The sequence below is a fragment of the Serratia sp. JUb9 genome, assembly GCF_014298095.1.
Lineage (GTDB): Bacteria > Pseudomonadota > Gammaproteobacteria > Enterobacterales > Enterobacteriaceae > Serratia_B > Serratia_B rhizosphaerae.
On sequence record NZ_CP060416.1, the window covers coordinates 2,752,976 to 2,777,108 of the forward strand.

26 protein-coding genes are annotated in these 24,133 nt (G+C 57.9%); 16 read left to right on the plus strand and 10 right to left on the minus strand.

The window, feature by feature from the left end:
• The first annotated feature begins 29 nt into the window (after window positions 1–29).
• On the plus strand, window positions 30–497 hold the full coding sequence (locus HF675_RS13020) for a glycine zipper 2TM domain-containing protein (RefSeq protein ID WP_105231007.1): 468 nt from the start codon (window positions 30–32) through the stop codon (window positions 495–497).
• 89 nt (window positions 498–586) lie between these two features.
• Here the strand turns inward: HF675_RS13020 and slyA are convergent, their stop codons facing one another.
• Window positions 587–1,021: a transcriptional regulator SlyA gene (slyA, locus tag HF675_RS13025; protein ID WP_105231006.1), complete on the minus strand. Its 435-nt coding sequence runs from the start codon at window positions 1,019–1,021 to the stop codon at window positions 587–589.
• A gap of 181 nt (window positions 1,022–1,202) precedes the next feature.
• Here slyA and HF675_RS13030 point away from each other — a divergent pair, with 181 nt between their 5' ends.
• The 3 genes from HF675_RS13030 to HF675_RS13040 are packed head-to-tail and all read left to right on the plus strand — an operon-like array spanning window position 1,203 to window position 4,349.
• Window positions 1,203–1,439, plus strand: a complete 237-nt coding sequence (locus HF675_RS13030; protein WP_105231005.1) for a DUF1656 domain-containing protein — start codon at window positions 1,203–1,205, stop codon at window positions 1,437–1,439.
• A gap of 3 nt (window positions 1,440–1,442) precedes the next feature.
• The gene (locus HF675_RS13035) at window positions 1,443–2,306 is read left to right on the plus strand and encodes an HlyD family secretion protein (protein WP_187043155.1); all 864 of its coding nucleotides are present in this window, start codon (window positions 1,443–1,445) and stop codon (window positions 2,304–2,306) included.
• A 3-nt stretch (window positions 2,307–2,309) separates the two neighbouring features.
• Window positions 2,310–4,349: an FUSC family protein gene (locus tag HF675_RS13040; protein WP_187043156.1), complete on the plus strand. Its 2,040-nt coding sequence runs from the start codon at window positions 2,310–2,312 to the stop codon at window positions 4,347–4,349.
• A 7-nt stretch (window positions 4,350–4,356) separates the two neighbouring features.
• Here the strand turns inward: HF675_RS13040 and sodC are convergent, their stop codons facing one another.
• Complete coding sequence (gene sodC / locus HF675_RS13045; protein WP_111737166.1) at window positions 4,357–4,878, minus strand: superoxide dismutase family protein; 522 nt, start codon at window positions 4,876–4,878, stop codon at window positions 4,357–4,359.
• A gap of 253 nt (window positions 4,879–5,131) precedes the next feature.
• Here sodC and HF675_RS13050 point away from each other — a divergent pair, with 253 nt between their 5' ends.
• Window positions 5,132–6,958 carry a polyurethanase gene (locus HF675_RS13050; RefSeq protein ID WP_187043157.1) on the plus strand — a complete coding sequence of 609 codons (1,827 nt, stop codon included), beginning with the start codon at window positions 5,132–5,134 and terminating at the stop codon, window positions 6,956–6,958.
• A 35-nt stretch (window positions 6,959–6,993) separates the two neighbouring features.
• Here the strand turns inward: HF675_RS13050 and HF675_RS13055 are convergent, their stop codons facing one another.
• The 3 genes from HF675_RS13055 to HF675_RS13065 all read right to left on the minus strand — a co-directional run bounded on the left by HF675_RS13055 (window position 6,994) and on the right by HF675_RS13065 (window position 9,189).
• The gene (locus HF675_RS13055) at window positions 6,994–7,890 is read right to left on the minus strand and encodes an aldo/keto reductase family oxidoreductase (protein WP_111737168.1); all 897 of its coding nucleotides are present in this window, start codon (window positions 7,888–7,890) and stop codon (window positions 6,994–6,996) included.
• A 109-nt stretch (window positions 7,891–7,999) separates the two neighbouring features.
• On the minus strand, window positions 8,000–8,239 hold the full coding sequence (locus HF675_RS13060) for a DUF1289 domain-containing protein (RefSeq protein WP_105230999.1): 240 nt from the start codon (window positions 8,237–8,239) through the stop codon (window positions 8,000–8,002).
• 20 nt (window positions 8,240–8,259) lie between these two features.
• Window positions 8,260–9,189: a LysR substrate-binding domain-containing protein gene (locus tag HF675_RS13065; protein ID WP_187043158.1), complete on the minus strand. Its 930-nt coding sequence runs from the start codon at window positions 9,187–9,189 to the stop codon at window positions 8,260–8,262.
• 138 nt (window positions 9,190–9,327) lie between these two features.
• Here HF675_RS13065 and HF675_RS13070 point away from each other — a divergent pair, with 138 nt between their 5' ends.
• The 6 genes from HF675_RS13070 to rnt all read left to right on the plus strand — a co-directional run bounded on the left by HF675_RS13070 (window position 9,328) and on the right by rnt (window position 15,000).
• Window positions 9,328–9,969 (plus strand): NAD(P)-dependent oxidoreductase, encoded by a 642-nt coding sequence (locus HF675_RS13070; RefSeq protein WP_105230997.1) that lies wholly within the window; start codon window positions 9,328–9,330, stop codon window positions 9,967–9,969.
• Between the two features lie 106 nt (window positions 9,970–10,075).
• Window positions 10,076–11,716 carry a phosphoethanolamine transferase EptA gene (eptA, locus tag HF675_RS13075; protein ID WP_187043159.1) on the plus strand — a complete coding sequence of 547 codons (1,641 nt, stop codon included), beginning with the start codon at window positions 10,076–10,078 and terminating at the stop codon, window positions 11,714–11,716.
• Between the two features lie 97 nt (window positions 11,717–11,813).
• The gene (locus tag HF675_RS13080; RefSeq protein ID WP_105230995.1) at window positions 11,814–12,434 is read left to right on the plus strand and encodes a TetR/AcrR family transcriptional regulator; all 621 of its coding nucleotides are present in this window, start codon (window positions 11,814–11,816) and stop codon (window positions 12,432–12,434) included.
• A gap of 90 nt (window positions 12,435–12,524) precedes the next feature.
• Window positions 12,525–13,628 (plus strand): alkene reductase, encoded by a 1,104-nt coding sequence (locus HF675_RS13085; protein WP_187043160.1) that lies wholly within the window; start codon window positions 12,525–12,527, stop codon window positions 13,626–13,628.
• A 196-nt stretch (window positions 13,629–13,824) separates the two neighbouring features.
• On the plus strand, window positions 13,825–14,232 hold the full coding sequence (gloA, locus tag HF675_RS13090) for a lactoylglutathione lyase (protein ID WP_105230993.1): 408 nt from the start codon (window positions 13,825–13,827) through the stop codon (window positions 14,230–14,232).
• A gap of 78 nt (window positions 14,233–14,310) precedes the next feature.
• Window positions 14,311–15,000 (plus strand): ribonuclease T, encoded by a 690-nt coding sequence (rnt, locus tag HF675_RS13095; protein ID WP_105230992.1) that lies wholly within the window; start codon window positions 14,311–14,313, stop codon window positions 14,998–15,000.
• A 64-nt stretch (window positions 15,001–15,064) separates the two neighbouring features.
• On the opposite strand, the gene HF675_RS13100 is transcribed toward rnt, so the two are convergent.
• Window positions 15,065–15,409 carry a Grx4 family monothiol glutaredoxin gene (locus tag HF675_RS13100; RefSeq protein ID WP_105230991.1) on the minus strand — a complete coding sequence of 115 codons (345 nt, stop codon included), beginning with the start codon at window positions 15,407–15,409 and terminating at the stop codon, window positions 15,065–15,067.
• Window positions 15,410–15,818: 409 nt separating this feature from the next.
• Here HF675_RS13100 and HF675_RS13105 point away from each other — a divergent pair, with 409 nt between their 5' ends.
• The gene (locus HF675_RS13105) at window positions 15,819–16,643 is read left to right on the plus strand and encodes a C40 family peptidase (protein ID WP_105230990.1); all 825 of its coding nucleotides are present in this window, start codon (window positions 15,819–15,821) and stop codon (window positions 16,641–16,643) included.
• 280 nt (window positions 16,644–16,923) lie between these two features.
• A complete protein-coding gene (sodB, locus tag HF675_RS13110) occupies window positions 16,924–17,502 on the plus strand; it encodes a superoxide dismutase [Fe] (protein WP_105230989.1) in 579 nt (192 codons plus the stop codon).
• Between the two features lie 67 nt (window positions 17,503–17,569).
• Here sodB and HF675_RS13115 read toward each other — a convergent pair whose 3' ends face one another.
• Window positions 17,570–17,659: a YnhF family membrane protein gene (locus HF675_RS13115; protein WP_105230988.1), complete on the minus strand. Its 90-nt coding sequence runs from the start codon at window positions 17,657–17,659 to the stop codon at window positions 17,570–17,572.
• 386 nt (window positions 17,660–18,045) lie between these two features.
• Here HF675_RS13115 and purR point away from each other — a divergent pair, with 386 nt between their 5' ends.
• Complete coding sequence (gene purR, locus HF675_RS13120) at window positions 18,046–19,071, plus strand: HTH-type transcriptional repressor PurR (protein ID WP_105230987.1); 1,026 nt, start codon at window positions 18,046–18,048, stop codon at window positions 19,069–19,071.
• Between the two features lie 19 nt (window positions 19,072–19,090).
• Here purR and punR read toward each other — a convergent pair whose 3' ends face one another.
• On the minus strand, window positions 19,091–20,023 hold the full coding sequence (gene punR, locus HF675_RS13125) for a DNA-binding transcriptional activator PunR (RefSeq protein ID WP_105230986.1): 933 nt from the start codon (window positions 20,021–20,023) through the stop codon (window positions 19,091–19,093).
• Between the two features lie 121 nt (window positions 20,024–20,144).
• On the opposite strand from punR, the gene punC reads away from it, so the two are divergent.
• Window positions 20,145–21,350 carry a purine nucleoside transporter PunC gene (punC, locus tag HF675_RS13130; RefSeq protein WP_187043161.1) on the plus strand — a complete coding sequence of 402 codons (1,206 nt, stop codon included), beginning with the start codon at window positions 20,145–20,147 and terminating at the stop codon, window positions 21,348–21,350.
• A 339-nt stretch (window positions 21,351–21,689) separates the two neighbouring features.
• Entirely contained in the window at window positions 21,690–22,841 is a 1,152-nt protein-coding gene (gene cfa, locus HF675_RS13135) for a cyclopropane fatty acyl phospholipid synthase (protein ID WP_105230984.1), read from the plus strand.
• 65 nt (window positions 22,842–22,906) lie between these two features.
• Here cfa and HF675_RS13140 read toward each other — a convergent pair whose 3' ends face one another.
• Window positions 22,907–23,203, minus strand: coding sequence for an I78 family peptidase inhibitor (locus HF675_RS13140; protein ID WP_172606282.1), 297 nt, complete (start codon window positions 23,201–23,203; stop codon window positions 22,907–22,909).
• 41 nt (window positions 23,204–23,244) lie between these two features.
• The gene (locus tag HF675_RS13145; protein ID WP_105230982.1) at window positions 23,245–23,895 is read right to left on the minus strand and encodes a riboflavin synthase subunit alpha; all 651 of its coding nucleotides are present in this window, start codon (window positions 23,893–23,895) and stop codon (window positions 23,245–23,247) included.
• Window positions 23,896–24,133 lie beyond the last annotated feature (238 nt).

A 24,133-nucleotide genomic window follows, 5' to 3' on the forward strand; every position in this document is an offset into this window, starting at 1 on the left:
TTATGGAACACTAAAATCAGGAGTTTTATATGATCAAACGTCTTATCGTTGTTGCTCTAGCCGGGCTGACGCTGGCCGGTTGCGCCAATGATTCCATGTCCGGCGACGTTTATACGTCGGCACAGGCGAAGCAGGTGCAGCAGGCCAGCTACGGCACTCTGGTATCCGTGCGTCCGGTGAAAATCCAGGGCGAAGGCGGTTCTAACATGCTCGGCACCATCGGCGGCGCAGTGATCGGCGGCTTCCTCGGCAACACGATCGGCGGCGGCACCGGCCGTAGCCTGGCCACCGCAGCAGGCGCCGTCGCCGGCGGCGTGGCGGGCGACCAGATCGGCGACGTTGCCGGCCGTACTTCCGGCGTCGAGCTGGAAATCCGTCCGGACACCAAAGGCGACAACATTGTCGTGGTGCAGAAAGCAGGCGCCACCAAGTTCAGCCCGGGCCAGCGCGTGCGTATGGCGCGCTCCGGCAATACGGTTACCGTATCTCCGCTGTAACACGCTGTTTCCCAACGTAAAACCGGAGGCCCTGGCCTCCGGTTTTATGTTTTGCTGCTGTAAATGTAATCGTGCAAAAATCTTGAAGATTATTGTTTGTTTTGTAGGTCGGTAATGTTCTGCTCAAGCTTGCCAATCAGCGTCACCAACAGCTGTACCTCTTCCGGCCTGATGCCGTTCAGGATTTCACCGCGTGTCGAACTGATAACGCTGTCCACCTCGCGGATAATCGGCGCGGCGGCCTCGGTCAGTTTAATGCGTTTCGCCCGCCGGTCGTTGGCGCAGATATGCCGCGTGATCAGCCCCTTCTCTTCCAGTTGATCCAGCGTACGCACCAGCGAGGGTTGTTCAATGCCAATCGCCTTCGCCAGCTGAATCTGCGACTGCTCCGGCGGCAGCCGGCTGATATTGTGCAGCGTCACCCAATGCGTCTGGGTGAGCTCCAACGGTTTTAGCCGATGATCGATGAGCGCGCGCCAAACACGAACCAATCGTGCTAAATCCGAACCTAAAGTTGATTCCACTTACCCCTCCTTATAATTAGCATGCTAATATTAATCTCCCAGACCATACTCTATTTTGGGTAAATCACATTAAAAATACAAATGTATATAATGGATATTCTCAAAGCCGTCAGTAAACTTAGCAGTATTTGGTTACCAAATACTCGAATATATTACACATTTGCACGTAGGAATAGTTAAATTGATTACGCCATGGTTACATTCGAGCGCAGCACTGCCCGATTTGGTATTGGGCGCATCGCTTTATTTCCCCCCCATGTTTAAAGCATTCTTACTAGGTCTGGTTTTTTGGTTGCTGGTGCATCGCCTGCTGCGCGACTGGCTCTATTCCGGCGAAATTTGGCATCCAATGTTAATGGATTTATCCATTTTCGTCATTGCCGTGAGCGGCTCTTTGTGGATCTTAGCGAGTTTGTAACCGATGAAGTATAAAACATTAAAATATTTTTCCACGGTCATTGTCTGCGCCATCGCCATTTGCGCCGGTTGGTGGCTGTGGAATTATTATATGCAGTCTCCCTGGACCCGCGACGGCAAAGTACGCGCGGAACTGGTCAATATCACCCCGGAAGTCTCAGGCCGGCTGACCAAAATAACCGTACACGATAACCAATATGTTTCCGCCGGCAGTCTGATATTTAGCCTGGACGCCGAGCCTTACCGCATCTCGCTGGCGAATGCCGAGGCGGCGCTTGCCAAAACGCAGTCCGACCTGGCGAAGGCCGAACATGAAGCCGCCCGCCGCCGCGGACTGCCGCGCGATGTTATTTCCAGCGAAGCGCTGGACGCTGCAAATTTAACCGCACAGGCAATGAAAGCGGCTTATAAAGCCGCTCAGGCAAATCTTGAACAGGCAAAATGGAATTTAAGTAAAACGCAAATTTATGCGCCGACGGACGGTTATATCACTAATTTACAGGCGCGGGTGGGTAACTATGCCAGCACCGGCACCCCGCTGGTGGCGCTGGTCGATGTGCACTCTTTTTATGTGCTCGGTTATTTTGAAGAGACCAAGCTCAAGCATATTAAAGAGGGAAACAAAGCGGATATCACTTTATATAATGGCAATGTGCCTTTACAGGGACAGGTCGAGAGCATCGGTCGCGCTATTTATGACCAAAGCGTCGAAAACGGCGGCAATTTATTAATGGATGTGAAACCCAATGTGCCCTGGGTACGTTTGGCGCAGCGCGTGCCGGTACGGATAAAATTGCTCAATGTGCCCGCCGACCTGCCGCTGGTCGCCGGCACCACCTGCACCATTTCGATACATCAGAAAGGTTAATCAATGAATCTGCCGTTTCTGGAATGGAAACGCACGCCGTGGGGGCGCGCCACCGGCGGCCAGTGGCGCTATGCGCTGCGTAATTCGTTGGCAATGTGTCTGGCGCTCTGGGTAGCGTTCGCCCTTGATCTGGACGAGCCCTACTGGGCGCTCACCTCGGCGGCGGTGGTCAGTTTCCCCACGGTGGGCGGCGTTATCAGCAAGAGTATCGGCCGGATTATCGGCAGCCTGATCGGCGCCGCCGCGTCGGTCGCCATCGCCGGCCACTGCCTGAACGATCCCTGGCTGTTCACGCTGTTTATCGCCGCCTGGATCGGGCTGTGCACCTATATTTCCAACCACTATCAGAACAATGTCTCTTATGCCTTCGCCCTGTCGGGCTACACCGCCGCCATTATCGCCTTCAGTACGGTGAACGTGACGGACACGCTGGATATTTTCAACCTTGCCCAGGCGCGCGTCTGCGAGGTGATTACCGGCATCCTGTGCGGCGCGCTGATGATGATGATCCTGCCCAGCACCTCTGACGGCGAAACGCTGCTGACCTCCCTGCGCCGCATGCATCTGCGCCTGCTGGAGCACGCCGCCATGCTGTGGCAACCGGAGGTGACGCCGCAGATCCGCACCTCCCACGAAGGGGTCATCAGCCAGATCCTCACCATGAATCTGCTGCGTATTCAGGCGTTCTGGAGCCACTACCGGCTGCGCCGGCAAAACCATGTGCTCAACTACATGCTGCACCTGCAGCTGCGCCTGACCAGCGTAATTTCCAGCCTGCGGCGTATGCTGCTCAACTGGCCGGATCCGCCGGCCAATCTGGAGCCGGTACTGACACAGCTGCTTGACGAACTGCGCAATGCGCATACCGACAAATACCGGCTGGCGAAAATCCTGCAGCAGATCGCGCCGCTGGATGAAACGGACTATCGCCACCATGCTTTTTTCCTGCGGCTGCGCGACTTCTGCTGGCTGTATCTGCAGGCCAACCGCTGGCTGCTGCAGCTGGAAAACGCCACGCCGGTCAGCAATATTCAGCCTCCGGCGGTCAGCGCGCTGGCGCGCCATACCGACAGTTATGAAGCGGCCTACAACGGGCTGCGCACTTTTTTAAGCATCGTGCTCGGCTGCGCCTACTGGATCAACACGCAGTGGGAGGCCGGCAGCGCCGCTCTGACGCTGACCGCCATCAGTTGCGTGCTCTACTCCGCCACGCCGTCGCCGATCAAAAGCATCACCACGCTGTTAAAAGCGCTGGTGCTGCTGTCCGTCGGCTGCTTTGTGGTGAAATTCGGTCTGATGGTGCAAATCGATGATTTCTGGCTGTTCTGCGCCTTTCTGTTCCCGGTGCTGGTCACCATGCAAATGCTCAAGCTGCAGAATCCCCCCTACGCCGCGCTGTGGGGACAGCTGATTGTCTTTATGGGCTCTTTTCTTACCATCACCAACCCGCCGAGTTACGACTATCAGTCATTCCTCAATGACAATATCGGCAAGATCGTCGGCGTTCTGTTGGCCGGGCTGGCCTTCCAGATCCTGCGCCCCAGTTCGGACAAGCGCAAAAGCCGGCGCATCATCCGCGCCCTGCGGCGCGATTTTATTGACCAACTGAGCCAAAAGCCGCAGCTGCGCCAAAGCCGGTTCGAATCGCTGATTTACCACCGCATCAGCCAGTTGAATCAGAGCCAGGACCAGGAGGCGCGCACCTGGCTGCTGCGCTGGGGCGTGGTGCTGCTGAACTGCAGCCATATCGTCTGGCAGCTGCGTGACTGGCAGACGCGCTCCGACCCGCTCTCGGCGGTGCGCGATCGCTGTATTCACTGCCTGCGCGGCATTATGACGGAAAGAGGCGTTCAGCACCGTTCGCTGGATGCGACACTGCAGGAGTTACTACGGATAGGCGATGCGCTGGCGCAGCATCATGACGCGGCGGCGCGGGAATTGGCCGGGCTGGTGTGGCGGCTATACTGCTCGCTGCAACAGCTGCGGCAGGCTATCGCGCCGCCGCAGGACGATGGGGCCGCCGTCATGACGGCCCCATCCTGACGCACGGTTATTTGATCACCCCGCAGGCGAAGCGGTCGCCGCCGCCGCCCAGCGGTTTCGGCCGATCGGCATGGTTATCGCCGCCGACGTGCACCATCAGCGCCTTGCCTTCAATGTCGCTGATTTTTTTCAGCCTTGGCGCCAGCACCGGATAGCTGGCGGTGCCATCTTCGGCAACGTAGATAGCCGGTAAGTCTCCCAGGTGGCCATCGGCATACGGCCCCAGGTGTTTGCCGGTTTTTTCCGGGTCAAAGTGGCCGCCGGCCGCCAGCGCCGCCACCGCCTTGCCCTCTTTCATCGCCGGCTCGCAGCTGCCGTTCTCATGTACGTGAAAACCGTGGATGCCTGCGGGCAACGCTTTGAGCTGCGGTGTAAACTGCAGCCCGTACGGCGTTTCGCTGATGGCGATCTTACCAATATCCTGACCGATGCCCTGCGCGGTCACCAAATGAATATCCACCTCTTCCGTTGCCGCCTGGGCAACGCCGCAGGCCAGCAGGCCGATTGCCGCACACCAAAAATGTTTCATAAATCAACCTCTCCATTCACGTCCGTTATCGAACTTTGAGTATAGAAGACGAGCCTCGCCGCACCCGACGGGAGCGCAATATTGCCTGCCCGGCTCGCATAATTATCCATCTGTGCTAATACTTCTTTACCGCTTGTGGTCAGTCATCTGACCAGTTGTCGTTCGGTTTATCCTGTTTAACTTAATCCCGGCTGCCGAAGATCATCAAGCGAATCACCAACATAACGGCAACCGGCATCAAAAGGAACCGGCTATGGGCATTTTTGATTATCGTGAGACGGACGCCGCTGCGTCCAAAACGCTGTTTGCCGACGCGATGGCGATCTCCCACTATGCATACCATAACATCGATAACGGCTTTGCCGTCGGCTATCAGAATAACGGCTATGGCCTGGGGCTGCCGCTGACGCTGGTTGGCGGTATCCTCGGCAGTACCGACTCGCAGGGCGCGCTGCCCGGCATTCCCTGGAACCCGGATGCGGAAAAGGCCGCGCTGGAGGCGGTCACCGAGGCCGGCTGGACACGGGTCGATGCGCAGCAGTTGGGCTACCAGGGTAAAACCGACGCCCGTGGCACCTATTTCGGCGAAACCAGGGGCTATGAAACCGCACAGGCTGAAGTGCTGGCGAAGTATGACGATGCCGGCAAGCTGACCGAGATCGGCATCGCCTTCCGCGGCACCAGCGGACCGCGCGAATCGGTCATCAGCGACAGTATCGGCGATGTGATTAACGATCTGCTGGCCGGCTTCGGCCCGGCGGGTTATGCCGACCACTACACGCTTAACGCCTTTAATACGCTGCTGGGCGACGTGGCGCGCTTTGCGCAACAAAACGGCCTGACGGGCGAAGACGTGGTGGTCAGCGGCCACAGCCTGGGCGGCATGGCCGTCAACAGTATGGCCAGCATGAGTGACGCTAACTGGGACGGTTTCTACGCACACGCCAACTATGTGGCATTCGCCTCACCCACTCAGCACCAAGGCGACGATCGGGTGCTGAATATCGGTTACGAAAACGACCCGGTGTTCCGCGCCCTCGACGGCAGTACGCTGACCGCCGGTTCGCTGGGGGTGCACGACGGCGTAAAAGAGAACGCCACCAATAATATCGTCAATTTTAACGATCACTACGCCTCCGCCGCCTGGAACGCGCTGCCGTTTTCCATCCTGAATATTCCCACCTGGCTGTCGCACCTGCCCAGTGCCTATCAGGACGGTCTGACGCGCGTGCTGGACTCGGCGTTTTACGATCTTACCGGGCAAAACTCGACGGTGATCGTCACCAATCTGTCCAACGTGACCCGCGGCTCGACCTGGGTGGAAGATCTCAACCGCAATGCCGAGACGCACAGCGGACCGACCTTTATCATCGGCAGCGATGGCAATGATCTCATCAAAGGCGGTCAGGGCAACAATTACCTCGAAGGGCGCGCCGGCGACGATACCTTCCGCGACGACGGCGGCTATAACTGGATCCTCGGCGGTGACGGCCGCAATACGCTGGATATCCAGCAGCCGCTGCAGGATCGCGAAGTGGCGTACGACGGCGTAAACCTGTATCTGCGCGACGCCGACGGCGGGATTACCCTTGCCGAGAATATCTCTACGCTGCGCAGCAAAGAGTCGCAGCTCGTCGTGCTGAATAAAAACGTCGATCATCAGGTCACCGCCGATGGCCTGCTCTCTGCGTCGGGGCTGACCGCTTACGCCGACTCGCTCAACGGCGGCGACGGCGGCGACAGCCTGACGGCAACGCAGGCCGGCGGCTGGCTGTTCGGGCTGGAAGGCGACGATACGCTGAACGGCCAGCTCGGCAACCATACGTTTGTCGGCGGAGCCGGCAACGACCAACTGCAGGCCGGCGGCGGCGGCAATACGTTTCTGTTCAGCGGCAGCTTCGGCCACGATCGGCTGGAGGGGTTGCAGGCAAGCGATAAGCTGGTGTTTATCGGTGCCGGCAGCCGGGTCGAATACCATGAAGCGGATAACAATCTGACTATCGGGCTGGGCGACAGCAGCGTGACGCTGGTCGGCGTCAGCCCGCAGTCGCTGCAGGACGGCCAGCTGATTGTGGCCTGATTAATGCGCCGGCCGACAGTGGCCGGCGCACGCCGTCAGGGAACGTCATACCCCAGCGCCGCCTTGCGGATGCGAAACCACTGCTCGCGGCTCATCGTCAGCTCCAGCGCCCGCAACGCCGATGTAACGCGTTCGATTTTACCCGAACCAATAATCGGCAGCGGCGCGGACGGCAGACGCATCACCCAGGCGTAAACCACCTGTTCAATCGTGTCGGCGCCGATCTCCTGCGCCACACTGTGCAGTTCGTTGCGCAACGGCTGGCTCTCCGCGCCGCTGAACAGCCGTCCGCCCCCCAGACAGGACCAGGCCATCGGCTTGATGCGCAACTGCTGGCACTGGTCGAGCGTGCCGTCCAGCAGCGCCGGCTGATGTAGCGGCGAGATCTCGACCTGATTGGTGACCAGCGAAAACGGCAGACGGGACTGCAGCAGCGTAAACTGCGCCGGGGTGAAGTTAGACACGCCAAAGTGGCGCACCTTACCGCTTTTGTGCAGATCGACAAAGGCTTCGGCCACCTCGTCGGCGTCCATCAGCGGATCGGGACGGTGAATCAGCAGCAGATCGAGATAGTCGGTATGCAGCTTTTGCAGCGAATGCTCGGCGCTGCTGACGATATGACTGCGGTCGGTGATGTAATGACCGATCGGGTTGCCCGGCTTGGCGGTGGTGGCAATGCCGCATTTGCTCACCAGTTCCAGCCGCTGACGCAGCGCCGGCTGCAGCCGCAGCGCGTCACCAAATGCCTGCTCGCACGCATAGCCGCCATAGATATCCGCGTGGTCGGCGGTGGTGATCCCCAGCTCAAGGTGCTGCTCGATAAACCCCAGCAGCTGTTGCGGCGACATGCCCCACTCCATCAGCCGCCAGTAACCGCAGACCATACGGGAAAATTCCGGCCCCTGCGGCGCCAGTTGAATACGATGACCCATGTTCAGACCTCATAACGGTGTTTTCCCCAGCATACACAAGCCGGCGACGCAGGGAAACGCAGCGCGCGGCGGCCCGTGCGCAGGATCGGAAAATTCATGGGAAAAGTGCTCAGAATAGCGAAGGCTGATCGGGGTTTTGTTCTTCCGCCGCCTTATTGGCGCGCTGCAGACGCAGCAGCCGCTGGCGGCACAGGCGCAGCACGTCGCGCTTTTGCGCATCGCTCATGTTCATCCAGCCGAAGCGCTCCTCGCGGCTGCGCAGGCAGCCACGGCAGTATCCGCGCTCGTCGGCCTGACAAATGCCGCGACACGGGCTGGGAATGTCGAAGAACTCAAGTTGCTGTGGCACACCACCTCCTGACTCGTCCCTTAATTGAAGACGTCATCGGCGTTGATGGCAAGCGACTTTTCCGCCAGACGGCGAAAATAATCGCGTAGATAGCGCAGCGCCTGGCGGGTTTTCTCCGGCATTGCGCGTTCCAGCGTCAGCGCATGCAACCGCAGCGGCGTCGGCCGCCAGGCGGGCAACAGCGCAATCAGCTCGCCGCGCCGCAGTTCATCGCCAATCTCATACAGCGGCTGACCGGAGATGCCAAGCCCCATACGGGTAAAGGCGCGCATCACGTGCATACTGTCGCTGACGATCTGGCCCTGCGCCTGCCGCAGCCTGAAGGTCTCCCCCGAGGCATGGTGCAAATCCAGCGGAAAAGCGGCGTTGTTGCCGCTGATCCAGCGGTGCTGCTGCAGCGCCTGCGGCGTTTCCGGCACGCCGTGCTGGCTCAGATAGCGCGGCGCAGCGCACAATACCATCGGCCACTCGCTCAGAGCGTGCGCGATCATCGAGGTGTCCGCCAGCTGCCGGCTGACCCGCAGCGAAATATCCACCCGCTGCTCAATCATATCCACCACCCGGTCATCCGCCAGCACGCGCAGCGTCAGCTGCGGATGCGCCTGCAACAGCGGCGCCAGCGCCTCGGCCAGCGGCCCGCCGCCGATACCGACGGTGGTGGCGATGCGCAGCTCCCCCACCAGCGTGTCCCGTAGCTCCGCCAGCCGCTGCTGCGCCTGTTGCGCCTGCTGCAGCATGGCTTCGCAGCCGGGATAAAACGCCGCGCCGGCCTCGGTCAGCGCCAGTTTGCGCGTGGAGCGGTGCAGCAGCGGCACGCCAAGCGAACTTTCCAACGCGCGCAGGTGCTGGCTGACCGCCGATGACGACATGCCCAGCCGCCGTGCCGCCGCCGCCAGCGATCCTTCGGCCACCACCACGGCAAACACCGCCATTCGATTGAGTTTATCCATCACTATAAAGTTTTACTTAATAAAGAAAGCATCAATATGGCACTAATCAAATCTATTGTTAAGATCTAGAGTATCTGCATCACGCCGGGGCACGACCTCGGCCCCACGGTTGCCTTATCACTTATCAGGAGCAAGCAGATGAAAATTGCCATTATTGGAGCCACCGGTTTTGTAGGCCGTCGCGTAGTGGATGAAGCCCTGTCGCGCGGACTGGACGTCACCGCCATCGCCCGGCAGAAAAAAGATTTACCGGACAACGCCCGCCTGCATATCGCACTCGGCGACGTGGCCGATACCGACTGGCTGACCACGCAGCTGCGCGGCCAGGATGCGGTGATCAGCGCCTTTAACCCCGGCTGGGGGGAAGATAACCTGTATGACAAAACCGTGGCCGGTATGCAGCAAATTCTCAGCGCGGTGAACGCCGCCGGCGTCACGCGTTTTCTGGTGGTCGGCGGCGCCGGCAGCCTGCAGGTCGCACCCGGCGTAGAACTGGTCGATACGCCGGAATTCCCGGAAAATATTCGCCCCGGCGCCCGCGCGGTGCGTGATTTGCGCAACCAGCTGTTGCAGAACCACAGCCTGGAGTGGACCTATCTGTCTCCGGCCGCCATGCTGGAGCCGGGCAAACGCACCGGCCAATTCCGCCTCGGCACCACCAGCCTGCTGATGGACGGCGATGCGCCGGCGCATATTTCGGTGGAAGACCTGGCGGTGGCGATCGTCGACGAAATCGAAAAACCGCAGTTTATCCGGGCGCAGTTTACCGCCGCCTACTGATATCGCCAGCCCGGCCGCTCCGCGCGGCCGGCATGCCTCTAAGGTTATCTTAAGTTTCACCCGCTAGATTGCCCTGCATGACTTTCTACAGGATGACAATGCGGCAATGCGGTTACTACCAAAATTTTCATGCGGCAGCCTGAGCTTTATCCTAGGCTGCGCGCTGTTCTTTACGCTATTTCAAAATGCGCTGTTTTTGCATACGGCGTGGTCATATATCCGTTTCGGCAGTTTCAACAACCTGCTGTTCGCCGCCACCATGCCGGTGGTGATCTTCTGCGCGCTGAACATCATTTTCAGCATGCTGACCATCCCCTATCTGCGCAAACCGTTAATGATTGTTTTCCTGCTGGGCAGCGCTGCGGCCAACTACTTTATGTATAGCTATGGCGTCGTGATCGACGGCGATATGATGCAAAGTGTCGTTGAAACCAATGCGCAGGAGATCGGCGCGCTGCTGACGCCGCAAATGGGGCTGTGGCTGCTGCTGCTTGGCGTGCTGCCGGCAGCGGCGGTGTCTATCGTCAGGATTCGCCAGACCCGCCCGTGGTGGTACACGCTCGGCCTGCGCGCCGCCAACGTGATGCTGTCGCTGGTGGTGATTCTGCTGATCGCCGCATTATTCTATAAAGACTACGCGTCGCTGATTCGCAACAACAAAAGCGTGGTGAAAATGCTGACGCCGTCGAATTTTATCGCCGGCGCCATCAAGCTCACCGAACAGCGCGAACTCACCCGCAGCCTGCCTCTGGTGAAAATCGGCGAGGACGCCCATAAGGGGCCGTTGCTCCGCGCCGAGCAGAAAAAGACGCTGGTGATACTGGTGGTCGGCGAAACCGCGCGCGCGGAAAACTTCTCGCTGGGCGGCTACGGGCGCGTCACCAACCCGCGCCTGCAACAGGACAGCGTGATCTATTTTAAAAACGCCGCCTCCTGCGGTACCGAAACCGCGGTATCGGTCCCCTGTATGTTTTCGAATATGACGCGCAGCAGGTATAACGCCACCCTGGCCGAGCATCAGGAGGGACTGATGGACGTTTTGGCCCATGCCGGAATCAACGTGCTGTGGCGCGATAACGATAACGGCTGTAAAGGCGCCTGTGACCGGATCCCTCACGTCGATATGACCAAACTGCAACTGCCGCAGGATTGTGAAGGTGACGTCTGTATGGACAGTGTGCTGCTGTATCACCTGCGGGACTATATTGATAGCCTGAAAGACGACGGCGTGATTGTGCTGCACCAGATGGGCAGCCACGGCCCGGCCTACTACCGCCGCAGCACGCCTGAGTTCCGCCGTTTTACCCCGACCTGCGACAGCAATCAGATCCAGGACTGTAGTCACCAGCAACTGATAAATACCTATGACAATTCGCTGCTGTACAGCGACGCCATGCTCGACAGCACCATCAAACTGCTGCAGCAGTACAGCGACCGTTTCAATACCGCGCTGGTATACCTGTCGGATCACGGCGAATCGTTAGGGGAAAATGGTATGTACCTGCACGGCACGCCGTATCTGTTCGCACCGAGCCAACAGACGCACGTACCGTTCCTGATGTGGATGTCGGCAGACTATCAGCGCAGCTTCGGCATTAACCGCCAGTGCCTGCAAAATATCGCGCAGCGGGATGCCGTCTCGCAGGATAATCTGTTCCATACCCTGCTTGGCATGCTGAACGTGCAGACCCGGCAGTATCAGTCTCAATTGGATATTCTGCAGCGCTGCCGCAGCGACAGCGCTTAACTTCCCTGCGCCGCTGAGGCACAATACTCACCATCATGGCCGGCGCCTCAGCGTCGGTTTTTTTCTTTCCCTCTTGATCTAGACCAACTGGTCTATTATGCTCAGCCTCATGACGACGAAACATACGCATTGCAACACAGATACACGCGAACACCTGCTCGCCACCGGCGAGTCACTCAGCCTGCGCCTGGGGTTTACCGGCATGGGCCTGAGCGAACTGCTGGCTACCGCCGGGGTGCCCAAGGGCTCGTTTTATCACTACTTCCGCTCGAAGGAAGCCTTCGGCGAAGCCATGCTGCAACGCTATTTCGCGCATTATGACGTCGCCATGCTGGCGTTGTTCAACGACAGCGGCAGCGATGCCCGCCACCAGTTGCTGAGCTATTATGCGCAGGCCATCAGTTTTCACTGCCGCAGCGAATGTCACAATTCGTGCCTGGCGGTAAAACTGTCCGCCGAAGTCAGCGATCTGTCGGAACCGATGCGTCATGCGCTGGAAACCGGCAGCGCGCAGGTGATCGGCCGGTTGCAGGACGCGATTGAACGCGGTATCCGCGAAGGGTCGCTGGCGATAACCATGAGCCCGGCGGCCACCGCCGAAACGCTGTACGCGCTGTGGCTCGGCGCTTCACTGCGCGCCAAAATTCGTCGTTCGGTTGCGCCGCTCACCAGCGCGCTGGAAAGTATTGAACTGCTGCTGCGCCCTGCGCAGCCTTAAGCCCCTCCCCTGGGATGCCAAGATCCGACATCACAGGGGTTTTATTTAATGTATCACTAGTCGACCGGTCTATTCAGGATAGGATGCTTTATGAAAATTGAAAAACTGTTTACCTCGCTGAAGGTTGGCGCCGCCACATTGCCCAACCGCGTATTTATGGCGCCGCTGACGCGCCTGCGCAGCATTGAACCGGGCGATATCCCGACGCCGCTGATGACAGAGTACTACGCCCAGCGCGCCAGCGCCGGTTTGCTGATCACCGAAGCGACGCAAATTTCCTTCCAGGCTAAGGGTTACGCCGGCGCGCCGGGGCTGCATACGCCGGAACAAATTGCCGCGTGGAAAGAAATCACCCGGGCGGTGCATGAGAAAAACGGCCATATCGCCGTACAGCTATGGCACGTAGGCCGCATCTCTCATACCAGCCTGCAGCCGGGCCAGCAGGCGCCGGTCGCCCCGTCCGCCATCAACGCCGACACCCGCACCACCGTGCGCGATGAAACCGGCGCCTGGGTACGCGTGCCGACCTCTACGCCGCGCGCGTTGGAAACGGCGGAAATTCCCGGCATCATCAATGATTTCCGCCAGGCAACCGCCAATGCGCGCGAAGCCGGCTTTGATTACATTGAGCTGCACGCCGCACACGGCTACCTGCTGCACCAATTTATGTCGCCGGCTTCCAACCAGCGCAGCGACCAGTATGGCGGCAGCATCGAAAACCGCACGCGTCTGACGCTGGAAGTGGTCGACGCCAGCATCCAGGAATGGGGCGCCGAGCACGTCGGTATCCGTATTTCACCGCTCGGCCCGTTCAACGGCCTGGATAACGGTGAAGATCAGGAAGAAGCGGCGCTGTACCTGGTGGAAGAGCTGAATAAGCGCAACATCGCGTTCCTGCATATTTCCGAACCGGACTGGGCCGGCGGCAAGCCTTACTCTGACGCCTTCCGCGATGCGGTGCGCGCGCGCTTTAGCGGCGTTATCGTCGGCGCCGGCGCCTATACGGCGGAAAAGGCCGAAGCGCTGATCGAAAAAGGCTATATCGACGCCGTGGCCTTTGGCCGCAGCTATATTGCCAACCCGGATCTGGTCGAACGTCTGCAGCAAGGCGCAGAGCTCAACGAACCGCAGCCGGAAAGCTTCTACGGCGGCGGCGCTCAGGGCTATACCGACTACCCGTTCCTGGCGAAGTAACCCCCGCGTTTACGCTACGGGCCGGCCCTGCGCCGGCCTTTGGTGTTTTATTGGCCGGTGCGGTTTTTGTTACACCGTCACCTAGAGGCGTCCGCCGCCGCGCCATTTGAATTCCCTTCTGCGACAACGCTATACTGAACGACGTTTCAATAACTCAGCCGTTAACGACGGCAAACACCTGCAATTAGAGGAAATTATGCGCCTACTCCATACCATGCTCCGCGTCGGTGACCTGCAACGCTCTATCGACTTCTACACCAAGGTATTAGGCATGCGCTTGCTGCGTACCAGTGAAAACCCGGAATATAAATACTCGCTGGCATTCGTTGGCTATACCGAAGAGAGCGAAGGTGCGGTCATTGAACTGACCTATAACTGGGGCGTTGACAGCTACGAGATGGGCAGCGCCTTCGGCCATCTGGCGCTGGGCGTCGACGACGTCGCCGCCACCTGCGACGCCATCCGTCAGGCCGGCGGCAACGTCACCCGCGAAGCCGGCCCGGTCAAAGGCGGCACCACGGTGATCGCGTTTGTGGAAGATCCAGACGGCTATAAAATCGAGCTGATCGAGAATAAACACGCCGGCCACGGCCTCGGCAACTAAGTTTCCGTCGGGCGCGTTCTGCGCCCGTTTTATTATCCGCATGATAACCGCCTGCACGCCGCGGCAAAATTTGCCATAATGCGCGCTGCATTCGATGAAGATAAGAAACTGATGGCCGATAAAAGTGATCTTAACGCCCTGAGTGGTCGTTTTCGTGGGTTTTATCCCGTAGTAATAGATGTAGAAACCGCCGGCTTTAACGCCCAGAGCGACGCGCTGCTGGAAATTGCCGCCGTTACGCTGAAAATGGATGAGGACGGCTGGCTGCAGCAGGATGAAACGCTGCATTTCCACGTTGAGCCTTTTGAAGGCGCAAATCTGCAGCCGGAAGCCCTGGCATTTAACGGTATCGACCCGCACAATCCGCTGCGCGGCGCGGTGAGTGAATATGACGCGCTGCACGCCATTTTCAAGGCGGTGCGCAAAGGCCTGAAAGAGCAAGGCTGCAACCGGGCGATTATCGTGGCGCACAACGCCAACTTCGACCACAGTTTCCTGATGGCGGCCGCAGAACGCGCCGGCCTGAAGCGTAATCCTTTCCACCCGTTCGCCACCTTTGACACCGCCGCGCTCAGCGGTCTGGTGCTGGGGCAAACCGTGCTGGCCAAAGCCTGCATCGCCGCCGGCATGACCTTCGACAGCAGCCAGGCGCACTCCGCGCTGTACGATACCGAGCAGACCGCCCTGCTGTTCTGCGAGCTGGTTAACCGCTGGAAACGGCTCGGCGGATGGCCGCTGGCGATCGGCGCCGCCGGCGACGACGAGTAATACAAAAAATGGGCGCAGCGGTATACACCGACTGCGCCCATTATCCTTCCGCTGAAAACCGTCGTTACGACTGCTGGTCTTCCTGCTTGTACTTTTCCGCCGTCTCTTTGATCAGCGACTGCAGTTCGCCGCGCTGATACATTTCGATGATGATATCGCAACCGCCGACCAGTTCGCCGTCAACCCACAGCTGTGGGAACGTCGGCCAGTTGGCGTATTTCGGCAGCTCGGCGCGAATGTCCGGGTTCTGCAGAATATCCACGTAGGCAAAACGCTCGCCACAGGCGGACAGCGCCTGTACGGCCTGCGCGGAGAAGCCGCAGTTCGGCAGCTTCGGTGAGCCTTTCATGTACAGCAGAATCGGGTTTTCTGCGATTTGTTGCTGAATTCTTTCAATCGTCGTCATCATTGCTTCCTCAAGCCATCGGATGGCTACAACATGCGTTACACCGGGCTATTGTAGCGGCTGCGGCCGTTGCAAAAAAACGCCATCTTTTGCAAGGACATTCCGCCCGCCGAACCAGCGGCGCCGGCAACGCCCTTACGCGCTAAACATGCTCTCAGAATAACATTTTTAATCTGACCATTTCACTAATATATTTTCAGCAGCGCCCTGCTGCGAAATATTAACCTGCGCGGTCAAAGCGGCGTTTTTTTCTCCGCCCGGCGATTAAATTTCAGCCAGGTGAAATCTTATTAACGTTTTCTCACAATATGGATTACGCTTTATTAAGTTCCGCGCTGTTTTATATCGCGGATTTGGGGAATACTGTGTTTAATTCAATCTCTGACTCGGGACCAAGGTTGGTAACGTCGACATGCGTCTAATAGTTACGCTTTTTGTGCTGCTGTTTACCCAGCTGTTCTTCAATCTGGCGCACGCTGCGCCACAGTCGCGCGTTGCCGCTGAGCCGCGTAAAAGCCACGTCAGCGATGCGCGCCCGGACGAGCGTCGAAAAAAGAAAACGCTGAAGAGCAGTAAAAAAGCCCGCACCGCCACGGCGCCAAAAACCACCAAGGTAAAAGCGCATAAAAGCACGACGATTAAAACCGCCAAAAAAACGACCCGCATTAAATCTACGCGTAAAGTGACGCACCTGGCGAAAAATAAAGTCACCCCGCCGAAGAAAGGTTATAAAAAAGGCTACGGTCGTCACCGCACCCACGGCCTGGCAACCAGCAAACTGCTGAGCGACGATAAACCGCTCAAGCTCAGCGCGGCGCATAAAAAGCGCTATCAGCGGGCGAAGCAAACCGCAATGACCAAGCTGATGAATCAAATGGGCAAGCCCTATCGCTGGGGTGGCGCCTCGCCGCGTACCGGCTTTGACTGCAGCGGTTTAATTTATTACGCCTATAAAGACGTGATGAAAATTAAAATGCCGCGTACGGCGAATGAGATGTATCACCTGCGTGATGCCGCGCCGATTAAGAAAAGCGAATTGCAAAAAGGCGACCTGGTATTCTTCCGCATTAATAACCGCGGCGTGGCCGACCACGTTGGCGTTTACCTCGGCGACGGCAAGTTTATTCAGTCGCCGCGTACCGGCAAAGATATCCGCATCAGTCAGCTGGACAATAACTACTGGCAAAACCATTACATCGGCGCCCGCCGCGTGATGACGCCGAAAACCGTTCGCTAATCTCCGCATGGCTGAGCTTGCCTCAGCCATTCCCCCGTTCCCGCCATTGCCGACGCTTTAAGCAGTTGAACGCTCCGCACGTTTTAAACCTTCCCTTCCCTTTGAAAGTGGTTAGAATTAATAACCTTAAAAAAAACATAACAACTCGATGCCCGAATATGCCCTAAATATGCTGTATGACGGGTATAAATAGCGCGGCTTCGTCTGGGGGACCACCCGAACGATCGCATCCCACAGGCGGCCATGGGCATTTTAGCGCTGTATCAATAAGGAGAAAGCAATGTCGTTTGAATTACCTGCATTACCGTACGCAAAAGACGCTCTCGAACCGCACATTTCCGCTGAAACGCTGGAATACCACTACGGCAAGCACCACAACACCTACGTGGTGAACCTGAACAACCTGGTGAAAGGCAGCGAGTTCGAAGGTAAAACCCTGGAAGAGATCGTGAAAACCTCTACCGGCGGCGTATTCAACAACGCGGCGCAGGTGTGGAACCACACCTTCTACTGGCACTGCCTGTCACCTCAGGGCGGCGGCGAACCAACCGGCGCGGTGGCGGACGCCATCAATCAGGCTTTCGGGTCTTTCGCCGCGTTTAAAGAAGCGTTCACCAAATCCGCTGTCGGCAACTTCGGCGCAGGCTGGACCTGGCTGGTGAAAAAAGCAGACGGCTCACTGGCGATCGTCAACACCTCCAACGCAGCTACCCCGCTGACCGGTGAAGACAAACCGCTGCTGACCGTGGACGTGTGGGAACACGCTTACTACATTGATTACCGCAATGCGCGTCCTAACTACCTGGAAAACTTCTGGGCGTTGGTAAACTGGGCGTTCGTGGCGGAAAATCTGGCATAAGCGCCGGTTCACCCGCAAACAGAAAAGGCGCAGTAATTACTGCGCCTTTTTATATTTCGCAGAACAATCAGTTCAGCGCGGCGGTAAAGCTAAAGGCGATAATCATCACCAACGCACATACGGTGGTGAACAATGACAATTTCAACTCGGTTTCCATCAGAAACTCCCTTATCTGTTTCGCGACGCCAGCATAAAGCCCCCAGCGTTAATGGGTCAAATGATTTTCCCACAGTTCACGGCCATTCCCAATTGATTTTGCGCAACGCCCGATCGTGTTGCGGCAAAAAAGAGGCCAATATAAAAATATTGCCCGCTTTCCTGGCGGATAATACCGATTTCCTCTTCCACTTTTGCGCAATATACGCCAAAATTCGCAGTTCACTGCTGCGTACCGGCCAATAAGCCCCTCCAAACCAAGCAAGCGGCTTACGACTTCCAAACTAAAAACTACGTTTTCGAGATTTTGGAGAAGGATCTGCGCAGGCAAACGATTAACAACATGCTTACATACTGCAAACATGTGAGTTCAGGAGTCATCTTTACATGGCAACGATTAAAGATGTGGCCAAACGCGCGGGCGTTTCCACCACCACCGTTTCGCACGTCATCAATAAGACCCGTTTCGTCGCCGAAGAGACTAAAGCGGCGGTCTGGGCCGCCATTAAAGAGCTGCACTATTCACCCAGCGCGGTTGCGCGCAGCCTGAAGGTCAACCACACCAAATCCATTGGCCTGCTGGCGACTTCCAGCGAAGCCCCCTATTTTGCCGAAGTGATTGAGGCAGTGGAAAACAGCTGCTACAGCAAAGGCTACACCCTGATTCTGTGCAACTCGCACAACAATCTGGACAAGCAGCGCGCCTATCTGGCGATGCTGGCGCAAAAGCGCGTCGATGGCCTGCTGGTGATGTGTTCCGAATACCCCGATCAGTTGCTCGGCATGCTGGAAGACCACCGTAATATTCCGATGGTGGTGATGGACTGGGGCGTGGCGCGCAGCGACTTTACCGACACCATTATCGATAACGCCTTCGAAGGCGGCTATCTGGCGGGTCGCTATCTGATCGAGCGCGGCCACCGTGAGATCGGCGCCATTCCCGGCCAGCTGTCACGCAACACCGGCGGCGGCCGCCATCAGGGTTTCCTGAAGGCTCTGCAGGAGGCCAATGTCGAGTTGCGCAACGAGTGGATCGTCCAGGGCGACTTCGAGCCGGAGTCCGGCTATAAGGCAATGCACCAGATCCTGTCGCAAAAACATCGCCCGACGGCGGTGTTCTGCGGCGGCGATATTATGGCGATGGGCGCCATTTGCGCCGCGGACGAGCTGGGCCTGCGCGTACCGCAGGATATTTCAGTGATCGGCTATGATAACGTGCGCAACGCGCGCTACTTCACCCCGGCCCTGACCACGGTGCACCAGCCGAAAGAGCGCCTGGGCGAAATGGCCTTCACCATGCTGCTGGACCGTATTATCAGCAAACGCGAGGAGTCGCAGGTGATCGAAGTCCATCCTAAACTGATCGAACGGCGCTCCGTGGCCGACGGTCCCTTTATCGATTACCGCCGCTAATTGCGACTGGCCGGTGCGCTTACTCCCGCACCGGCCCCGCTTCCTCTGCTTCGCTCAGCCACTCCTGATTCAACGTTTCGCTGTCCCCCAGATAATCCAGCAGCCAGGCGATGGCCGGCGATTGATTAGGTTGCTGCCAGGTCAGACAGCAGGCGCTGGGCGGAAACGGCTCGTGCAGCTGCAGTACCGCCAGCTCGCCGCGCGCCACCAGCGGCAACACCCTGTGCGCCGGCGCCATGCCGACGCATAAACCGCCACGCAGGCAATCCACCGCCGATACCCAGTCCGGCACCACCAGGCGGCGCTGGTTGTCCAGCGACCAGGTAACACGCTTGGGCAGATTGCGCGATGTGTCCTCCAGCAACAGCGCCGGATAGGGACGCAGCTGTTCATCACTGAGCGCGCCGTTCAGCCCGGCCAGCGGATGATCGGCGCTGACCACGCACAGCCAGTTCATAAAGCCCATATCGCGAAAGGCGAACCCGCCACCGGCGGGCACCGCGCGCGTGGCGCCGATGGCCATTTCGGCGCGGCCATCCACCAGCGCATCCCATACGCCGTTGAACACTTCCGGCTGCAGCAGCAGCTCAACGTCCGGAAAGTGGCGATAAAAATCCAGTACCAGCTGCCGACAGCGCTGCGGCTTGACGATCAGATCGACGGCGATCTTCACCTGCCCGCGCCAGCCGTTGGCGACCTGCTGGCACTGACGTCGCGTGTCGAGCATTTTTTTGATGACAGCGCGCGACTCCTGGACAAACAGCGCCCCCGCCGGCGTCAGCGTGACGTCGCGATGACGCCGCTCAAACAGCGGCACCGCCAGCCACTGCTCCAACTGACGCACGGTATAGCTGACCGCGGAAGGAACGCGGTGCAGCTCCTGCGCCGCCGCGCTGAAGCTGCCGGTACGCGCTACCGCATCGACCACATCCAGTGAATATTCAGACCACATACGTTTGCCTGCAAAAATTTTCAAACCAGTATGCAAATATTACCGTTTCACAACCAGAGATCCAGCCGGATACACTGCGCGGCGTGAAAACCTGCATCACAAATAACGATTGAGAACCACTATGCGAAACTTTGGATTTATGTTTTATCTGGCCGGCCTGAGTATGCTCGGCTTTCTGGCCACGGATATGTACCTGCCGGCCTTCGGCATGATGCAAAAAGATCTGCAAATCTCCCCCGGCGCCATTAGCGCCAGCCTGAGCATCTTCCTGGCCGGCTTTGCCTTTGCGCAACTGCTGTGGGGACCGCTGTCCGATCGACTGGGACGCAAGCCGGTGCTGCTGATCGGTCTGGCGCTGTTTGGATTGGGCTGCCTTGGCATGATGTGGGCGGACAACGCGCAGCAGCTGTGGACGCTGCGCTTTATACAGGCGGTCGGCGTCTGTGCCGCCGCCGTGACCTGGCAGGCCATCGTGATCGACCGCTACCCGGGCAGCCGCGCCAACCAGGTGTTCGCCACCATTATGCCGCTGGTCGCCCTCTCGCCGGCGCTGGCGCCGCTGGTCGGCGCCTGGTTGCTGAACCACCTGAACTGGCGCGCCATTTTCGCCGTGCTGCTGGCCATTACGCTGTTGCTGCTGTTGCCGACGCTGCTGCTGCGCGACAAACCGCGTCCGCGAGCCGATGAAGGCGCTGCGCCTGGCATCGGTTTCCTGCAGTTGCTGAAATCGCCGCTGTACAGCGGCAACGTGCTGGTGTACGCCGCCTGCTCAGCCGGTTTCTTCGCCTGGCTGACCGGCTCGCCGTTTATTCTGGGCAATATGGGCTACAGCCCGAACGATATCGGCTTGAGCTATGTGCCGCAGACGCTGGCGTTTCTGCTCGGGGGGTTCGGCTGCCGCGCCGCATTGAACCGTACGAACGGCAATACGCTGCTGCCGTGGTTGCTCCTCATGTATGCCGTCAGCATGGTGGCGCTGTATCTGGTCGCCACCCTGACCACGCCGACGCTGACCACACTGCTGATCCCATTCTGCCTGATGGCGCTGGTTAACGGCGCTACCTACCCGATCGTGGTGGCAAATGCGCTGACGCCGTTCCCGGAAAGCACCGGCAAAGCGGCGGCGCTGCAAAATACCCTGCAACTGGGCCTGTGTTTTGTCGCCAGTATGCTGGTCTCCGCCTATATCGCCCAGCCGCTGCTGGCGACGGTGACGGTGATGGTCGCCACGGTGGCGCTGGCCGCCGCCGGCTATCTGCTGCAGCGCGGCGACAGCACACGGCAAAAGAACGCCGAACGCCGTCAGCATGCTAACTCTGCGTCATAATTACCAGTAATAATATTCACTTAAATGACATGTCTGCCGGGTGCGATTTGCGGTTGAGGAAGCGCCCCGGCAGGCCTATACTCAAAAAAGCGCTAAAATAAGATAGTAAAATCTTGTAGTAATCCGTGGCGTTTCGTGGTCGCCAATGGCGTCACTTTTTTATTTTATTGATGAGTTTACCCTGCCAGCCGGTACGGGCTTCTCTTTGAATTTTCCTCTGTTCATGTCGGATATCGGACGCCGCGGTGCAATCCTCCGCAGGTATACGTATGTGCCTACCGAAATTGGCTAAGCTTTTTTTGGTGGCCATAAGTCAGAAGAAAGGTGATGGAGAAACTAATGAGTTCATCGTGTTTAGAAGATCTGAGCATCCAGGACAACCAATGGTATCGTATCGCCCATGAAATGCTCAGCATGGCCGATATAGAAATAAACGGCACCCGACCTTTCGATATTCAGGTAAAGAACCCCGAATTTTTTAAACGCGTGCTGCAGGAAGGCTCTCTCGGGCTGGGTGAAAGTTATATGGACGGCTGGTGGGAGTGCGAGCGGCTGGACTGTTTTTTTCATCGCGTGCTGGCCGCCGGCCTGGAAAGAAAACTCCCCCACCATTTTAAAGATACGCTGCGCATTGCCGCCGCGCGTTTAACCAATCTGCAGTCGAAGAAGCGCGCGTGGATCGTGGGGAAAGAGCATTACGATCTCGGTAATGACTTATTTACCCTGATGCTGGATCCCTATATGCAATATTCCTGCGGCTACTGGAAAAGCGCCGAAACGCTGGAACAGGCGCAGGAAAATAAATTGCGTATGATCTGCGACAAGCTGCAATTACAGCCGGGCATGCGCCTGCTGGATATCGGTTGCGGCTGGGGCGGACTGTCAGCGTTTGCGGCAAAAAATTACGGCGTCTCGGTGGTGGGCGTGACCATCTCCGCAGAACAGCAGAAGCTGGCGCAAGCGCGCTGCGCCGGGCTGGACGTCGATATTCAACTGCAGGATTACCGCGATCTGCATCAGCAGTTTGACCGCATCGTCTCGGTCGGCATGTTTGAACACGTCGGGCCGAAAAACTACCGCACCTATTTCGACGTGGTGGAGCGCAATTTAAAACCCGACGGTTTATTCCTGCTGCACACCATCGGTTCAAACAGAACCGATATGAATGTCGATCCGTGGATTAATAAATATATCTTCCCGAACGGCTGCCTGCCCTCGGTGGCGCATATTGCCCAGACCAGCGAAGGCCATTTCGTGATGGAAGACTGGCATAATTTCGGCGCCGACTACGATCGCACCCTGATGGCCTGGTATGAACGCTTTAAACAGGCGTGGCCGCAGCTGGCCGAGCGCTATTCCGAGCGTTTCGAGCGGATGTTCAGCTACTACCTCAACGCCTGCGCCGGCGCCTTCCGTTCGCGCGATATTCAGCTGTGGCAGGTGCTGTTCAGCCCGAAAGGCGTTGAAGGCGGCATACGCGTACCGCGTTGAGTTTCATGCGTTCGCAATAAAAAACCCCGGCATTCAGTCCCGGGGTTTTTATTATCTGGCCACGATCAGCCGCAGTAAACGCGTGTGATTTTATCGTCCCGATCGCCGAGGAAGTTCAGGCGGGTCAGGTTGAAGTCCATGGTGACCGCAGAATTATAAGGAATGGTGCGCACCTGACGGGCGTCGATCTGCACGCCATCCAGTGAAGAGAGCGGCTTGCCCACGTAGTTTTGATACTGCGACGCGCCGCAGGTGTCATCCGCATCGACCGACGACGCAGAGGCGCCGTTCTCTGACGTACTGCTACAGGCAGCCAGCGTCATCAGCGCCGCCAACATCAATGTTTTCCGATAAAACTTCACGTTTAGCTCCTCTTTTTTGCCTTCAAACAGATCGTGCCCGTTCAGGGTTTCGGCGTCGGATCCGCAATCTGCGCCGTCGCCGCTTCACGGCTGGCCAATACGCGCTCGACGGTATCCACTACCGCCTGCGTTTGCGGATCGATTTCAATATTGACCTTGTCGCCCAGACGTTTTTTACCCAGCGTCGTGCGCTCCAGCGTTTCCGGGATCAGATGCACGCAGAAACGGTTGTTCACCACTTCGCCGATGGTCAGGCTGATGCCGTCAATACCGACAAACCCCTTATGCAGCACATACTTCATCAGATCGGCATTCGGCATACGCAGCCAGACCTGACGGTTGTTTTCCGAGGTGAATATCTTGGCGATTTCCGCAGTGCAGATAATATGGCCGGACATCAGATGGCCGCCGATTTCATCGTTAAATTTCGCCGCCCTTTCCACATTGACCTTGTCGCCGACCGTCAGACTGCCCAGGTTGGTCAGCCGCAGGGTCTCTTTAATCAGATCAAAACTGACGCGGTTGCCCTCCACCGCCGTAACGGTCAGGCAGCAGCCGTTATGCGCCACCGAAGCGCCCAGTTCCAGACCGGGCAGCAGCTCATCGGGCATTTCAATCACGTGGGTACGGAAATTGGGTTTTTCTTCTACTGCAACCAGCGGCGCAATGCCTTGTACGATACCGGTAAACATGGGTGCCTCTTTCTGAAAATAGATATACAGCGCTGGTAGGCAGTGTGCCCCAGATGGCGGAGAAAACCAAATCCGCAGCGGTAAAAATTCGTTGTCTGCGCACGAAATAAACCCGTTTTCCCATCGCCGCCGGCTATCCTGCATTAAACAACGCCAGTGGCTTAAATAAGTCCGAACGGTTACACTACGCTGGTTATCATTCCGCGATTAAATTGCTGTCCATTCGTGACAGCCGTTC